Origin of the sequence: Nitrincola salilacus, assembly GCF_046271865.1 — a bacterium.
In the GTDB taxonomy this organism is placed as follows: Bacteria; Pseudomonadota; Gammaproteobacteria; order Pseudomonadales; family Balneatricaceae; genus Nitrincola; species Nitrincola salilacus.
In genome coordinates this window covers 1,412,735-1,425,291 of record NZ_CP176580.1, presented here as the reverse complement: position 1 = coordinate 1,425,291, position 12,557 = coordinate 1,412,735, and the positions used below count along the sequence as shown (strand labels likewise).

Sequence of the window (12,557 nt, the reverse complement as noted above, 5' to 3'; positions counted from 1 at the left end):
GTACCGGACCCTTTCAAAAGGGCTCCGGTACATTTTTACTTAACTGCTAGCTTTCCTGACTCTGTAAGGCAGCCTGTTGATCTGCTAACACCTGGTCACGCTCTTCTGTTCTGATAAAGGCTGGGCGTGATGTGATGCGTTCTATGTAGGCGTCAACTGCCGGGTTGCTATCAAACAGCCCAAACATCCGGCACCATTTCAAGCTCATACCCCACAATAAGTCGACGGCATAAGGCTTATCGCCCAGCAAATATGGGCCTTTAGAGATTTGATCGAAGAGCGTTTTCAACATTGTATCGTAGCTGCCATAAGGTAAGCGTTCATTTCAGGACGTCATAGACTTACTTCACATCCCTTAGCTGCCGAAGCAAGCCTGGTGACACCTTGTATTGCTTCATGCCCTCACCCAGCACAATGACGCTTTTACGGTTGATCTTGGTGACGATTCCAGCCACGGGTCCACTATGACCGTCGAACATGACTGTCATCCCAACTCGCAATTGGCTCAACACCTGTAGTGTTTCCTGATTCTGAAGCTCATCTATGCGTTTACAGATGTACTGATTCAGTTCCAGTAATTGATCAATGCTCATGTCTTCAATGCGCATAGACGATGGTCTCCGGCTGTTTATTCAGTCGATCAGGGTGGCATGGGCTGATCAGGGAAGGTAGCGGGGTGTCGGCGAATCGGGTTTTCCAGAGTCGAGGGGTCAAGTCTGCTACTTTATTTGCTGGATGCCGACTGATCCGTTGCAGCACATCCACCAGATAGGTGTAGGGGTTGATGCCATGCAGTTTACAGGTAGTGATCAAGCTCTGAATGATGCCTAAGTGTTCAGCCCCGAGCTCAGTCCAGCAGAACATCCAGTTTTTCTTGCCCATTGGAATGGGCCGCAAGGCCCGTTCCAGATGGTTGGTATCTGGCTGAACATCTGGATCTTCCAGGAATACCTTCAGGCTCGCTTCGCGACTGAGTACATAGTTCAGCGCTTTGGTCAGTGGATCACTGGGCAGTAAGCCACCGCTTTTCAACAGATCCCTGCACCACTGGAAGAAGTCATTGACGACCGGCTTTGAGTGTTCAAGTCGGTACTGGCGTTTCTTCTCGCTCGTCAGCCCTTGGGTTTTGATGGCCTCTTCATGCTGGTATAGCAGCGCTATCTGTTGCAAGGCTTCTGTGGCCTTCTCTGGATGATCCTTTTGGGCTTCGATAAAGTAACGGCGACTATGTACCCAGCACTGAGCGTGAGTCATGCCTTTTTGGGACTCAGCATAGTGAGCATAAGCTGCATAACCATCACTGATCAGGATACCGGTGAACAGCTTGTTCAGAACCTGCTCAATATGCAATCGACCTCGACTGTTCGAATAGGTAAACACCACTTCGTCAGCATCACCATACAGCGGCCAGAACCAACCCGTTTTCATCTTGCCTTTTTGCAGACCTGGACGGCTCTGATGGCCAGCCTTGATCGGTGTTTCATCCATCGCTAACACCCGGCTGCGCAATACATTATCAGTCTGGGCATCGACAATGGGTCTCAGCAAGTCGATGGATCGTTTAACTAAGTTGGTCAGGGTTCCACGGCTCAGGGTAACGCCAGCTTGTTGGATACGCTGATGCTGTCGATACAGCGGCAGATGGAACTGGAACTTGTCCACCAGTAGCCCTGCCAACAGGCTGACATCGGCCAGGCTATTATCCAACACGTTGAAGGGAGCTGGTGTCGTCACCGGCTTCTCAGTCCCTTTGCGCCGGTACACTGGACGCTGCAGTTTAAGCACCACATAGCTGGAGACACGCTGAGCCAATCTGTAGGTCGTTTTGTTGCCGATGACTTCATACTGATTGGCGTCCGGCCCAGTCAGTTCAGGCGGTAACTGTTCGATCACTTCCACCGGTACATCGGCGGTAAAACGCAGGCCCGTGTCGTTCAGGCAGTCGTCGCCCCGTTGTTTCTTACCGGTGCCACGCTGATAGGCCTGAATCGTACGTTGCTCACCCTCGACAGGCGGCTTAGGTAGTCGCACTTCGGCTGATTGGAACAGGCTGTCCTGTTCAGGCAAGTCGTACACCTGCTTCTCGGATTTGGGACCGAACAGTTGCTTCTTAAACCAGTCCAACTGCCGCTGCATGATCTGAAGTTGTTCGCGTAATAACACATTCTCCTCAGCCAGAGCCGAGCAAGAAGGCGTGTTGGAATGGGGAGTAGAAGCTATTGAATTCATGGCCAATATTATACCGCAAGCCCTCCCTCTATGCGCCCCGGAAACGCTTGAACTGACGGTATTTCTGTACCTCAATGCCATCAATCAGCAGCTGTAGATCCGTCAGTGTCAGAGTCCGCTGACCCGAGGCGGTTGGGGATATCCGGAATTGCCCCTGCTCTAAGCGCTTGGCCCATAAACAGTAGCCAGTGGGCGTGAAGTACAGCATTTTCATCTGGGTCTTGCGACGATTAATGAACACAAAGTACTGGCCGTTCAGTGGATCCAGCTTCAACAGGTTCCGGACCAGTGCACTCAGCCCCCGAAAGGATTTGCGCATGTCTGTGGGCTCAGTGCATAGCCAGATTTTGGCCTGACTGTCGAGCCCGATCATCCGTTCTGGCTCAGCCGCAATTCGACGCCATTGCCGAGACTCAAGACGATGTTCCAGTCCGATCCAGATGACGGCGACTTGCTCATCAACGACGACAGATCCAGGAAGCCTGTTTCGTCGGAATTGATAGCGTCATCAACCGGACTCTCCGATAAACGCTTCCGCCAGTTGCAGAAACTGGCATAGCCGATATTCTGCTGTTTACAGAATTGGGTGGCTGACAGACCGCTGTCACGCTGCTGGTCTATAAGGGCTTGCCATTGTTCTGGGGTGCGATGCTTTTTCATAAGCGTAACCTCGTGTTGGAAAATATAAGGTTACTGTAGGGTCAAATTCACCAGGGCGACAGAACGCCTTGGAATGAACGCTTACGCCATAAGGCAGTTGAACGGGATCAATAGGTTCACGTTCGAATGCACGGTCGATCATAGCGGGCTCAAAACTGCTGCCTTGGTACGCCATCCAGCGTAAATAGGCGCCTCGTTTCAGATCGTTCAGGCCTGGGGCCCAACCTTTCTCAAGAAAAAGGTCGGCCAAGTAGATATAGCAGGCGACTTGCTCGGTTATCACGGTGTCGTTGTGGACTATCGTCGGGAACTTACCCAGTGGGTTCAAGGCTAAAAACTCCGGGCTGCGGTTTTCGCCTTTACTTCTGTCCAGAACTTTCAATTCATAAGGAACGCCTAACTCCTCCAACAAGTACATGACACCGGTACCGCGGGTTTGTGGAGAGTGGTAGAGAACGATCTCGTGGTTGCTCATGGTAGAACTCCTTGTAGTGGATTTGTACTTGTGATGATAGGCGCGATACCTGACACCTTCTGTCAGGTATATTCGCTATACTTCAAAAAATTAAAATCGCCCACTACCCGAGAGAGCGACACCATGCGCGCCAGTCGGCTGCTGAAACTTCTGATGACGTTGCAAACCCACGGCAAGGTCACCGCACGAGAACTGGCGGACACCTGCGAGACATCGATTCGCACGGTATATCGAGATATCGATTCACTCAGTGAAATGGGCGTTCCCGTCTATAGCGAGCAAGGCGTTCATGGTGGATACCGGCTACTGCATGGCTACCGTACGCGTTTGAATGGACTCTCGGCGAAAGAAGCGGAAACCCTTTTTATGGCGGGCTTATCTGGCCCGGCAGAAAAAATGGGCCTGCAGTCCACGCTGGCTGGCGCGCAACTGAAACTGATGACGGCGCTGCCAGAAGATATGAGGCACGAAGCAGACCGGTTGCAGAGTCGCTTTCTGTTGGACGCACCGAGTTGGTTTTCCGACGACGAGCCAGCCGACCACCTACCGGAATTGATGACGGCCGTGCTCGAACAGCAGCTTATCAAAATGACCTATCAGAGCTGGAAAGGAGTTCGGCATCGTGAGGCCCAACCATTGGGTGTCGTTTTGAAAGGCGGCCAGTGGTATCTGGTGGCAAAGGTAGAGGCTGATATCAGAACCTACCGTGTGTCACGCATCGAGTCACTTGAACTGAAAGAGGAGCGGTTTGAGCGTCCGGACGATTTCAATCTGACGGAGTTCTGGCTAGCCAGTCTACGCCGAATGGAAACCCTCCAGTTTCCGCTGATGGCAGAAGTCCGGTTAACGGGCCTGGGGGTGAAAATCATGGAATTTGTCTGCACGAGCTACGTGATCGCCAACGCGACCATCGATGCGGCGGATGAAACAGGCTGGCACCCTGCCCGTTTCCCAGTGGGTAATCCCCCTCACGGCTGTGCGGAACTGCTACGCTTTGGGACAGAGCTGGAAGTGGTTGGGCCTGTGGAACTTCGGCTGGCAATGGAAGAACTGGTGTTGCAGTTGGCTCAACGCTATCAGTGAAGCACTTCTATACTGGCAACCGCGTTGATGCTTTCAGCTCCCGCAAGGAGATATTCGATGCAATCGCGGATACGCCGGGCAGTTTTCTGAGCACCTGATCAACAAAGCGGCTGTAATCGTCCAGATCTTTAGCAACAACCTGCAGCAGAAAATCTGCAGCGCCGGTTGTGTTATGGCACGACAACACATTTTCACAACGCTGAATCACCTGCTCGAAGCGCTGTGTCGTCTCTTCATCGTGTTGGTTGCAGGTCAGCTGCACAAAAGCCATCACACCAAAACCCAGTTTTCGACGATCAAGATTCGCCTGATAGTCGGTAATTATGCCCTCCTCTTCCAACCGCTTCAGTCGGCGCCAGCACGGCGTTTCACTCAACGACAACTCAGTCGCCAACTTCGCATTCGTTAATCGGCCATCCTGCTGCATACGTCGAACAATATCAGCATCCACCTTATCCAAAGCCTTCACTGAAAGACTCCTCTCTAAATTACTGTGTATATGAAATAGTATTTCTTATATCCGTCGATTTACAAGAAAAAGAGCAAGGTAATTTCTGGCGTATTCTGTAGTCTGTCAGCTAAAGGTATACGTGTAGGTATAAGTGTAGGTATAGGTCATTTGAGGGGTTAAACATGAAAGCCGTTGTCTATGAGCATTTTTCCGCGCCACCAAAGATTATGAATGTGGAAGACCCCACGCCTGAGAATCATGGTGTCGTGATCAAGGTAGAAGCAACAGGTGTGTGCCGAAGCGATTGGCATGGCTGGATGGGGCATGATCCCGATATTGAACTGCCTCACGTCCCTGGTCATGAATTTGCCGGGATCATTGAGGCGGTCGGCAAAGATGTTCAACGTTTTAAGGTGGGTGATCGAGTGACAGTGCCGTTTGTCAGTGCATGCGGCGCTTGTCCGGAGTGCCATGGCGGCAATCATCAGGTCTGCGGTAATCAGACCCAACCCGGATTTACGCACTGGGGTTCTTTTGCGGAATATGTCGCTATCCACCATGCGGATGTTAATCTGGTGACGCTACCTGAAACCATGGACTTCACCACGGCGGCCAGTCTGGGTTGTCGCTTTGTGACATCGTTCAGGGCTGTGGTTGATCAAGGCAAGGTCAGCGCAGGGCAATGGGTTGCCGTGCACGGCTGCGGCGGTGTCGGGCTTTCTGCCATCATGATTGCCAACAGCATTGGGGCGAATGTTATTGCGGTTGATGTGACAGACGACAAGTTAGCGCTGGCTAAATCCCTGGGTGCTTACGCGACCATTAATGCCACCAGTGTGCCGGATGTTGCACAGGTCATTAAAGAGATTACGTGTGGCGGCGCGCATGTCTCGCTCGATGCGTTAGGCCACCCGACAACCTGCATCAACTCGATCAAAAGTTTGAAAAAGCTGGGCAAACATATTCAGGTGGGTCTGTTATTAGCCGAACAAGCCACACCACCGATCCCAATGAATCTGGTCATCGCCCATGAACTGGAAATCATCGGCAGTCACGGTATGCAGGCGTTCCGTTATGACGCCATGCTCGCCATGATCAAGTCGGGGAAGCTCAGCCCGGATAAACTCCTTGGCCGCACCATCAGTTTGGAAGAGTCCATTACGGCTCTGACCACTATGGACAAGCATAATCCACCTGGCGTTACTGTGGTTACCCGTTTTTAACGCACTGCCAACTGATAGCCCCGTCGGCTCATGTAATGGCCGTTCAATAAATGGAGTCAGGTGTTTCTCAGAGCAGACTCAAGCCCCAGGTGGTCAACAAAGGGGATGAAATCACGATCAAGGAAAAGCAGAGGGTGGCGATTTTCTATGCAGAACGTCGCGATAATGACATCAGCGGTTTTTCTGATCGTGATGCCCTTTTTACGGAGCGCCCGATAATTGTCCGCGCACTTCTCTGCCATATCCTTGCCAAACATTTCATACTGCTCCAGAGCCATCAGGCTTTTTTTGGTCTGAAGATACTCTTTATCGTTGCGAATTCCCTGAAGTATTTCCAGGAATATCAGATCACCGATAGCCACTGATCCCTCAATAATCGAGGAATCCAGCAGGTTTGTCTGTGGGTTATGGACTCCGTTGAAATAGTCGATCCAGACGCTGGTATCCACCAGTATCATCTGCCACCTCGCATCTCATCCAGATCACCTTCCCACTTGATCTTGCCTCGCAGTTTGCGGATCTCCTGCTGTTTGCTCAAGCGAACCAGAAGTTTCAAGCCTTGCTCGACAGCCTCTTTTTTGGTTTCGCAGCCAGAGACTCTGAGGGCTTCGTCCATTAACTGGTCGTCAATAACAATGTTTGTTCTCATACTTCACCTATGTGTATATTCTTGCATCTCTATACACAATCTAGCACTGCAGTGAGAGCATGACAATTAATAACTATGTAGTGAACGTCCTCCAGTAGCTTCAATTAAAACAGATTCATATGCTGCAAAATGACGTTGTCAGCAACAGTGCTAAAAATCCGTAAAGGAGGTGCGGACGTTATTTTGGACTACAACGTATTATCCATTCAGGAAAAGTCATCAGAGGGCTGTCCAATGAGCCTGCAAGTAGCATTTTGTCGGAGCGACTAATACTACACGGCTCTTACTGGACTTAATCAAATCCTCGCCCCTACGGGGTTGCTCCGTCCCCTTCACTTGGCTTCATTAATACTGGGAGAGATAATGGTTGTTGATCATCGCGCTTCTTTCAATTGAATCCACTCATCAAACGCCCCGTAGTTGGCTGCCCATACGACCATAGCTGGAATACTTCCATGGTTACCAATGATTGCCATCAGATAGCAAGACCTCTCACCTCGGAACGAATCGAGATATTCGCTGGTTGTTTTTCGATCAAGTCCAGAGGGGGACGGTGATCTTTCAGGATGGGTATGCCACAAACCAACAGCATGTTTATTTTGCGTATATTCAAACTGCCTATTCTCATATGAGGCATGTATGTCTGGATTCCAGGAATACCTGCTTCTATAGTCTGACGGGTTGGGACCAGTCGCCGCACTTACGATCAGGCCACAGGAATCAGGCTCGGAGCTAAAAATCTCGCCACCGGCTTCCTTCTGCCAAAATCGTCGCTGGGCATAGGCATACATATGCTGCAATGCACGCTCAGTGAACAAAACATAACCAGCATTATCGGGATAAAAAAAGATCCTATTCATAAAATGGTCTGTTCAGGACCACTCCATCATACGGAGAAGCAATCAGTGCCCAATCCTTGAGTTTTAATCCAGGCCAGTGCTTATCTAGATATCGCTGACCTCGCACCCAACTCTTTATCAGTGGAGAGTTAAACTCAGAAGCACTATCGATAATATCCAATGCATTATCGGCAATCAAGGCGACCGCATGTGCTGCAGCAGCAGCTGTGTAGCTTTGGAATCGGCTACTGCAACCAGGCTCACGCCGGATAACTTCTTCGGGCCAATCCACTGCCTCTAGTTCATTCAGTATATCCCTCCTCTTATAGAACCAAAGATAGCCTGCTGGCAGAATACAAGCATGGGCGGCAGCTACATAGGGCTCCATCCAACCAACCAGTAATGGACAAGAATGTGCCTGTCTGGCTTGTTCAACTTGTACACGCACATCTGGCTCGCCCGTAAGATCAAGCACGACATCTATACCTACAAGTGAATTATTCTTGAGCCAATCATCGGCTGTCATATTGTATGGAACAACCACTGTGGCCGGATAACCGCTATTAACTCTCTGAGCTACTGCAACCGCTTTCTTCTGGCCGATTGATTCAGCACCCAGAAGATGTCGTCCAATGTTCGCTGAAGAAATGCTGTCTGCATCAACCACTGAAATACGACCTAGCCCAGCCTTGGCGAGATGGTCAATTATCGAACTGCCTAGTGCCCCAGCTCCAAAGATCAGCACGTGCTTGCTCTGACGACACTCAACCTCTGGATGTTGATCTCGACCTACCGTCCAGCCTGGGTCTAACCGAGTGGTAATGAGTGGTAACGGCGTACGCAAAGTGGGGAACGTTTTCTTCTGTTCACCTAGGTCGATTACAGTCGGAGGCCCACCGGGAAGCAGGTAGGAAAATGCTACGTCGGCGCTTCTTAGAAGAAGTACCCGGTGTATGCTGCGGCCACGTCGACTGCGACATGACTGAAACCACTCGTACTGCGCAGGCGTAAGCCTACCGCTCAATATGCGATCTATATCCTGGGTGGTACGCGGCCAAGTGCTTGGAGTAAGCACATGCGCAATCGGGATGTCGGCCACCAAAACATTGACGCGTTGCTGTACACAAGCGCCCATAGACTGGATTAACCGATTGGTTATCGGTAATTGCTCATCAGCGGCGATAATGATCCGATTAGGAATCAAGAGCAACCCGTTACGAACCCTGGCTATACTAGGACAGGAATCTACAGTCCAGACGCCTCGAACGGGATCGACACTCGAACGGACTCTCCTCACCTCAATATCCCAGTAATTGAGTACTTCGTCCTCGAAGTCAACGTCAATAGTGCCGGTTAGCCACGGTCTCAAGAACTTCTCTTGGTATGCATACAGGGTGATAATAATCCGCTCTTCAGGGGAGTAGCCCAAACCGGGTCCAGGGTCGCCCTCCGTACAAAGAACCCCGTTTTTATCCAAGTGAGGAACACGCAACACTGCATCAGGCGATAGTTGAATTACTGCTTTAGCACGATCAGGAAACCCTTTCGGTAACCGCAGTTCTGCCCACTTGAACCCTCGTGCTGATTGAAAGATGGGTAGTTGTAGCTTGTAGGCAGTTACCCCACCTTCCCGGCTTAGCGCGGTGGGTAGTAAGCCCGGGAAGCGGCTTTGTAGGAAAGATAAGTCTAGGTTCACTCAATTCCCCCCCTAAGATCACGCGAGTCCACGGCCTGCCGGAGGTACTTTGAGTGTTGGGGGTTTCATTGTATGCAAGCCGACATCACCTGATGTAGGAACCGGTATCCCGAACACTTCGTGGACGCGTTTAGATATTGCCTGAGGGTCGGTCAAAGCTAGAATTGTTTTGAGATCAGCGGATAGCACCTTGCACCAAGTTATAAATGATCTGTATCGCTCGCCCCCGTCATGGTTCCACTTCTCAGCGAAGTTTTCACCTTCTACAGTCGGGTTATCAATATGATACTCGTTGCCTATTTTTAACAGAAGGTGTGGCATAAGAGCCGCTAGTTCATCCATCAACTCTACTGGATGTTCAAACGTCCTGTTCAAATCGGCAAGGCCTTCATAGCAAGCAGTTAGCAAGGTAACAATTATAATTGAGATAGGCTTGGTCTCGGGCGAAATAACGCTCCGTCTCACACACATGTCCCGATGACGCTTAAATAGACGGATGGCAACCCGCAAGGTATCGGTTATTTCTACTGTCTGTTCGGGAACCGGTGCAATGTCAGCACGAGCCCGACCAACTGCAAATGACTCCACTGCCACCGTTTGGATGAGAGACCTCTTGGCCGTGTCGTCAACCCACTTGGTCATTCCTGCCGGGTTTGATGTTTTCCAGCTTTTCGTAGGTGTATCCACGACAGCTAGCGCTGTCTTGTCATATTGCTGAGCTGCACGATAACGCGGTGCCATCACGCCCTGGGTCTGTATAGAGACGCTTTCCATTGGCACTGATGGGGTAAATTCAAGGTAGAACGGCTGTTTGGTAAACGGAATATTCCAGCAACGTTTTTTGGCTTCAGCTTCAAGCTCTTGTAGCGCAAATCCGACAGACTGAAAGAATCCCATTGGATCTGCTGCTTCAACATGGGAAATGTCCACTTGACATACTGCATCGATATCGAATTTTTCGTTGCCATTGGGAGACCGAATTAAGGTCTGTGTACTGACTGAGCCCTGTGGTTGGATCAAAATAGAATCACGTGGCCAACTGAGATTGGCCGCTAGATGCTCACCCACTTCCTTGTAAGCATCTGTGGCAGCCGAGATTTCTTCAGGACGCACAGTAATGTGCACATTCGCTGCGTTCAATGCTTGAGCCCAAGGCCTATAGTAGCGAAACCTATCCTGAGAGTCAGTATTGAACCCGTCTCTCAGTGCTGCAAACGATTCTAGACTCTTCGTTAATCGAGCAGGTCGTACTAGCTCAGCCTGTGCCACTAGAGCGGCGCTTTTCGTTTGACTCATGATATCAAGCTCCTTCAAGCCGGTTTATCGGAGAGAGATAGAAAAGGGATGCTGTGTGTCAGCAGCAGATACTTGGTGTCCAGTAATGGACATTGCAGGCGTGAATTTGTAGTCACGTCCAGCTCTGTCATAAACGAGGTACTCGGGGTGGTGGCCTGCTTGAAGCATTTGGCCAAAACGGAACACTGTACTGGCTGGACTAATAGCGATTAGGTGCACTTTTTGAACCCGCATTACGTCTTGGACATGAACGATCGCACGTCGAGTCTCCCGCGTATACTGGTCTAGGTCTTCGGGATGGGTAATACAGTCGAATCCTGTATTTTTGCTTCTTATGCGAATCCATGGCAGGCGGCCTGCTGCCACGTCAGCTTGTAGGTTAGGAGGTATAGCGTCATCATCCACTAGGGCTGTAAGTTCGATAGTTATGAGAACCTCGGATGCTCGGTCCTGTGGTAAAGGGTCAGCACTGAAAGTATCAGGGGGATGAGGTGTAGCTTGCCGATCCCAAGCCCAAGTACTTCTGACTTTGTCGTATTGAAAAATCTGAATGGACTGTGCCTCACCCATGATCCGTCCAGCCAATATTAACGTGGGGATGTGGTGAAGTGGGAAAATAGCCAAGTTTTCAGTAATAGCGCCACTTGACGAATTGAATCCAGAGACTAACTGCCGGATATCCCCCTCATGTTCCCGCAGATATTGGCACCAGAATCCAGATAAATGACGGTCATCACGTTGAGATTTACGACGTATGTAATGAATAACTCCTGGCACCATAGCCCGTTTGACTGCCAGAATGGCATCTATCAACTCAGAATCATGAAAATAAGTCGGTACATTCGCCAGATTGGCATGTAGTGTAACTGCCCTTGTGCGAGGATAAGACAATGAGTTTAGGTAATTGCGCACGATGTCCCGATGAGCTTGGCGCATTTCATTCAGAATAGCCGCTGAGTAGTGTTCGGAGGCGAAGGAATCGATCAAGCGATGGTGTGCATCACACATCAACATGATGTTTTCTGAATTATCTGCTAAACGATGTGAGTCCATTTGTGTCCCACGGGGACCTTCTGGATCCGATGCGATGATATGAGCCATGTAGCCGACTCTGGCAGCCTTAGTCCAAAGAGGGATCTCCGACAAATCCTCACCACAGCCTTCGAACATGCAACGGCCACCCGCGTCAGCCCATACCTTCTGTGCGGTCTTCTCAGAAATCTCCGGCCCTCTGCCGCGAGCTCTGCCGAGAAGCCCATCTCGGGTGGCAACAAGAACATCCACTTCTGGCTTTGTCCGCACCGGCACCCACTTCCAATTGGCGCTGGCTACCTGGGCTTTTTGTAGAGCATCGAGTGGCATTTCGAAGCTGAAGAGTAGGTGTTTAGGAACCAACTTTTTCAGGCTTGCCTTAGAGGCTATTTGTGGATCAGCAGGATGTAGAGAAAGGCTAGGATCGTCGAGATCAACAACCTTGCACAAGTAATCGCTGTGGAGATATGCAACACGGTGCTTTTGAGCAAAACGATTATCTAGCCAACTGGCTAGCTCTTGATCGTCAAGATTATCAACTCGAATGGTGCCAGTGACGTGAGCGCGATTTACTTTGGACATGTTTTCGTTCTCACCAGCATCTGACGTGAATATCAATATTATGTAGGGGCACGAAATCATATTTCAATGACAAAGTGCCGGTTTCTTTACTCTAGAGTTGAAAACCTCCCATCTCGTCCTACCTTCCTCTTGAATGACCCACTTACCACTGTGTAACCACTTCCTTAAATGTCCACTTGGAAATCATCGATATGATTTAAGTGGACAGGCTGTTGAAAATAACCCAACAAGTCAAAATCAATGAACATGATGCTCCCCTCAACCGCTACGCCAACCGCTTCACCGCACTGATCATGCTGCCATTCCAGATCATTTCATAGTGGGTGGTTTGCCGTATGCTCA

Annotated in this window: 15 protein-coding genes; 2 read left to right on the top strand and 13 right to left on the bottom strand. The window is 50.2% G+C overall.

Annotated elements, in window-relative coordinates; genetic code table 11:
• Positions 1-46: 46 nt before the first annotated feature.
• The 6 genes from ACK3CJ_RS06675 to ACK3CJ_RS06650 are packed head-to-tail and all read right to left on the bottom strand — an operon-like array spanning position 47 to position 3,364.
• Positions 47-292 carry a hypothetical protein gene (locus ACK3CJ_RS06675; RefSeq protein ID WP_409525668.1) on the bottom strand — a complete coding sequence of 82 codons (246 nt, stop codon included), beginning with the start codon at positions 290-292 and terminating at the stop codon, positions 47-49.
• Positions 293-341: 49 nt separating this feature from the next.
• Positions 342-608: a hypothetical protein gene (locus tag ACK3CJ_RS06670; protein WP_409522933.1), complete on the bottom strand. Its 267-nt coding sequence runs from the start codon at positions 606-608 to the stop codon at positions 342-344.
• Positions 598-2,229 carry an IS66 family transposase gene (gene tnpC, locus ACK3CJ_RS06665; RefSeq protein ID WP_409522934.1) on the bottom strand — a complete coding sequence of 544 codons (1,632 nt, stop codon included), beginning with the start codon at positions 2,227-2,229 and terminating at the stop codon, positions 598-600. The genes ACK3CJ_RS06670 and tnpC overlap by 11 nt, the downstream gene beginning before the upstream one ends.
• Positions 2,230-2,257: 28 nt before the next feature.
• Entirely contained in the window at positions 2,258-2,548 is a 291-nt protein-coding gene (gene tnpB, locus ACK3CJ_RS06660) for an IS66 family insertion sequence element accessory protein TnpB (protein ID WP_409522935.1), read from the bottom strand.
• Positions 2,549-2,598: 50 nt separating this feature from the next.
• Entirely contained in the window at positions 2,599-2,889 is a 291-nt protein-coding gene (tnpA, locus tag ACK3CJ_RS06655) for an IS66 family insertion sequence element accessory protein TnpA (protein ID WP_409522936.1), read from the bottom strand.
• The gene (locus tag ACK3CJ_RS06650; RefSeq protein WP_409525667.1) at positions 2,834-3,364 is read right to left on the bottom strand and encodes a glutathione S-transferase family protein; all 531 of its coding nucleotides are present in this window, start codon (positions 3,362-3,364) and stop codon (positions 2,834-2,836) included. Before ACK3CJ_RS06650 ends, tnpA begins: the two co-directional genes overlap by 56 nt.
• Before the next feature lie 123 nt (positions 3,365-3,487).
• On the opposite strand from ACK3CJ_RS06650, the gene ACK3CJ_RS06645 reads away from it, so the two are divergent.
• Positions 3,488-4,447: a helix-turn-helix transcriptional regulator gene (locus ACK3CJ_RS06645; RefSeq protein WP_409525666.1), complete on the top strand. Its 960-nt coding sequence runs from the start codon at positions 3,488-3,490 to the stop codon at positions 4,445-4,447.
• 7 nt (positions 4,448-4,454) lie between these two features.
• Here ACK3CJ_RS06645 and ACK3CJ_RS06640 read toward each other — a convergent pair whose 3' ends face one another.
• Positions 4,455-4,916 (bottom strand): Lrp/AsnC family transcriptional regulator, encoded by a 462-nt coding sequence (locus ACK3CJ_RS06640; RefSeq protein ID WP_409525665.1) that lies wholly within the window; start codon positions 4,914-4,916, stop codon positions 4,455-4,457.
• A 164-nt stretch (positions 4,917-5,080) separates the two neighbouring features.
• On the opposite strand from ACK3CJ_RS06640, the gene ACK3CJ_RS06635 reads away from it, so the two are divergent.
• Positions 5,081-6,121, top strand: coding sequence for a zinc-dependent alcohol dehydrogenase family protein (locus ACK3CJ_RS06635; protein WP_409525664.1), 1,041 nt, complete (start codon positions 5,081-5,083; stop codon positions 6,119-6,121).
• A gap of 56 nt (positions 6,122-6,177) precedes the next feature.
• Here ACK3CJ_RS06635 and vapC read toward each other — a convergent pair whose 3' ends face one another.
• The 6 genes from vapC to ACK3CJ_RS06605 form a co-directional block, all read right to left on the bottom strand.
• Positions 6,178-6,579 (bottom strand): type II toxin-antitoxin system VapC family toxin, encoded by a 402-nt coding sequence (gene vapC, locus ACK3CJ_RS06630; protein ID WP_409525663.1) that lies wholly within the window; start codon positions 6,577-6,579, stop codon positions 6,178-6,180.
• Positions 6,576-6,770, bottom strand: coding sequence for a type II toxin-antitoxin system VapB family antitoxin (locus tag ACK3CJ_RS06625; RefSeq protein ID WP_409525662.1), 195 nt, complete (start codon positions 6,768-6,770; stop codon positions 6,576-6,578). Before ACK3CJ_RS06625 ends, vapC begins: the two co-directional genes overlap by 4 nt.
• Positions 6,771-7,144: 374 nt before the next feature.
• Positions 7,145-7,630, bottom strand: coding sequence for a Mov34/MPN/PAD-1 family protein (locus tag ACK3CJ_RS06620; RefSeq protein WP_409525661.1), 486 nt, complete (start codon positions 7,628-7,630; stop codon positions 7,145-7,147).
• Entirely contained in the window at positions 7,623-8,354 is a 732-nt protein-coding gene (locus ACK3CJ_RS06615; protein ID WP_409525660.1) for a ThiF family adenylyltransferase, read from the bottom strand. The genes ACK3CJ_RS06620 and ACK3CJ_RS06615 overlap by 8 nt, the downstream gene beginning before the upstream one ends.
• 969 nt (positions 8,355-9,323) lie before the next feature.
• Complete coding sequence (locus ACK3CJ_RS06610; RefSeq protein ID WP_409525659.1) at positions 9,324-10,601, bottom strand: nucleotidyltransferase domain-containing protein; 1,278 nt, start codon at positions 10,599-10,601, stop codon at positions 9,324-9,326.
• A gap of 24 nt (positions 10,602-10,625) precedes the next feature.
• The gene (locus ACK3CJ_RS06605; protein WP_409525657.1) at positions 10,626-12,215 is read right to left on the bottom strand and encodes an SAVED domain-containing protein; all 1,590 of its coding nucleotides are present in this window, start codon (positions 12,213-12,215) and stop codon (positions 10,626-10,628) included.
• Between the last annotated feature and the right edge of the window lie 342 nt (positions 12,216-12,557).